Annotated in this window: 4 protein-coding genes and 1 pseudogene; 2 read left to right on the top strand and 3 right to left on the bottom strand. The window is 50.8% G+C overall.

Features of this window, described 5'->3' with window-relative positions:
• Positions 1 to 224 (bottom strand): hypothetical protein (locus BG842_RS30555; protein WP_217493300.1); only part of this gene is annotated, 224 nt, incomplete at its 3' end.
• 4 nt (positions 225 to 228) lie between these two features.
• Positions 229 to 594, bottom strand: coding sequence for a hypothetical protein (locus BG842_RS10000; protein ID WP_139136085.1), 366 nt, complete (start codon positions 592 to 594; stop codon positions 229 to 231).
• Between the two features lie 161 nt (positions 595 to 755).
• Between BG842_RS10000 and BG842_RS28795 the strand changes: the two genes are divergently transcribed.
• Entirely contained in the window at positions 756 to 1,220 is a 465-nt protein-coding gene (locus BG842_RS28795; protein WP_139136084.1) for a hypothetical protein, read from the top strand.
• Positions 1,221 to 1,345: 125 nt separating this feature from the next.
• On the opposite strand, the gene BG842_RS31410 is transcribed toward BG842_RS28795, so the two are convergent.
• Positions 1,346 to 1,648, bottom strand: coding sequence for a thermonuclease family protein (locus tag BG842_RS31410; protein ID WP_256388519.1), 303 nt, complete (start codon positions 1,646 to 1,648; stop codon positions 1,346 to 1,348).
• 509 nt (positions 1,649 to 2,157) lie between these two features.
• Here BG842_RS31410 and BG842_RS31405 point away from each other — a divergent pair.
• Positions 2,158 to 2,328 (top strand): annotated as a pseudogene (locus BG842_RS31405) (malate synthase); the annotation flags it as partial.

Raw genomic sequence — 2,328 nt, 5'->3', positions numbered from 1 at the left:
TAGCCAATTCCAATCGCACCAGCGCCGATCCCCAAGACATACACCAATTGCCCTGTCGCAATACTCGTTGTTTTTGTACAGTGACGTTCAGGAGGTGTGTCTGGACCCGTGTATGTTTCCGAACAACCTCCTGACGTCATTTGTGGCGGACTAAGCAGATTCATGACTACTAACAGAATACCGACCAACAGGAACGCTGCTGCGATGGTGTAGCGAACTGTCATGGAGTTACCCTCCTTTGTTACTCGACGTTTGATGATTCGGCTTCTGTTTGTGGGTTTCGAGCCACCGTCCAAGCCATGTGGCACTCACAGCAAACAGATAATACGTGACAATCTGTCCTACCTCCCATAGAGCAGTTTGTTCGCCTGGAAATACCCCATCAAAAGCATAGATGATGTGTTCGATCCCAAGTCCTTCGTAGACAAGAAGTGAAACAAGATACGCCGGAATGAAGAGCAATCGAAAAACCACATTGCTGTAGATATCAACAACCACTGGTAATTGTGCAGTAAGGGCGAGAAAACCAAAGAGCACAAGCGTCGATCGAGCTGTCCATGCGGATCGGGTTGCGGGTGATGTGTGGTTATTCATAGTTTCTAAGAGGTGTGTAGATGGCTTTACGTTATGCCTTGGCAGACACGACATCGAGTGGCGGTGTTCTGAATGCCGATGCGACGACAAGTGAGAGAATAGTGTTAAATGAGTATTTCACTCATCACGAAGCTTATTCTTGACTACACAGATATCTCGCTATGAAACGCCGTGTATTCCTCTCTGTGACTGCCCTCGCACTCGGTAGTGGCTGTCTCAATATCGGAGGTACTGCTGAGGGATTTGACTCCATTGCGGATTATGAATTCACCATCTATGAATCAAGCTTTGATAGGACCACCAACTTCCCTGGGCCAACCGAACAACCAATTGTCTCTTTCAAACCGGAGTCGAAGCAGGTGATCGTTCGTGGAGCACTCTTTGTTGGGTCAAGTACGTGCAACAAGGCAGATCTCAAGGATGTTTCATACTCCGAAACATCCCAGACACTCACTGTGAAAGTTGGGAGTACCGATACATCATCCTGGTTTAGTGGGAGTTGTACTGGTGATGAGAGTGCTGATGCCTATCGATTAGTGGTGACAATGAAAGAGCAACTGCCGACAACGGTCAGAGTCAAGCAAACTGGCTCATCTGCGAAGTCAGTAACAGTTCGGCGACCATAGTTGGTGCTCTGTCGGTAGCAACGGCGTTTCTCACCTAATCACTCGAGATCAGGTGTCCCTACACCTGCTTAGTGAACCTCCCAGCAATAAATGTTCAATACAAAATGTTCGTCGACTGAGGGTGATTAAGCTGCTGTCGCGGTCGTGTTCCAGCGGCCATAGTTGCGTTGTTTGGCCAGCTGTTGTTTGCGCATGAATTCCTGGCGTTTGCTGAACTGTATGTCTGGCACACGAGCATAACCGATACGAACCAAATCCGTGTTGAACATAAAATTCCCGATGTAGACGTACGCTTGCATGTGGCCGTCGTCTGTTTCCACCTGTGGATCAGAGACGACTGTCACCACCTGATGATCCAATTGCGACTTCGTATAGCGAACTGCCTTCTTATGGATGGAACTGCTCTCAGGGACGCTCACACCGATCAAATCAACAGTGCGGTTCTTCCCATCGTGTTTGATCTTGAGTGTTGTTGGATCGACGACTTTGGTTACACGTGCTTGGAAGCGCTCGCTATTCTCTGGAGTATCAATATTCGCGGTCGTTGGTTGCCGTAGATACGTCGTCTGCGTCCGTGCCTCCGACTGGGGTTCTGCGGTTGTCGTTGTCGCAATAGTTGGTTCCGCCGAGGCTATTGTCGTGCTAGCGATCGAGGTCGTCTGTGTATCCTCTTCGACAAGGTTGATGCGAGCGACACCGACACAGTCGTCGCCCCCGGCGCATCCTGCCGGAGCCAACTGGGTGACCGTGCCGACGCGATGAAGCCGCCGCATCCAATTACGAAGGTCGCCGAGGCACTCGTCGATTGAACAACGTCTGTCCCCTACCAGCCCGAATAGCAATTTCGCATCGGGGAGAGTAGAATTGAGGCGGGATAGTCGGCCCGCGCTCACGACCGATACTCTTATTATATCGCCCGATAATATTTTGGTGAGCTATGGCTATGCAAAGACATTACGACCGTGAGTTCGTGCGAACATTCTTCACGTCCCCAACTGCCGTGGACGAGGACGATTCCGCTAAGATGATCCGGAGCGCTGCTCAGCTCCAGGGAATGAAGGCCCCGGACGTCTGGGTGCCGGACAACGAGGATGCAACGGCCCCGTCC

The organism is Haladaptatus sp. W1, assembly GCF_001723155.1.
GTDB lineage: Archaea > Halobacteriota > Halobacteria > Halobacteriales > Haladaptataceae > Haladaptatus > Haladaptatus paucihalophilus.
Note: the sequence above shows the minus strand (reverse complement) of the source record. Positions and strands in the feature narration are given on the sequence as shown.

What these genes read in the sequence shown, in the direction of transcription:
- BG842_RS10000 (WP_139136085.1), bottom strand. Translation starts at nt 594, where the DNA reads ATGAATAACCACACATCACCCGCAACCCGATCCGCATGGACAGCTCGA.
- BG842_RS28795 (WP_139136084.1), top strand. Translation starts at nt 756, where the DNA reads ATGAAACGCCGTGTATTCCTCTCTGTGACTGCCCTCGCACTCGGTAGT.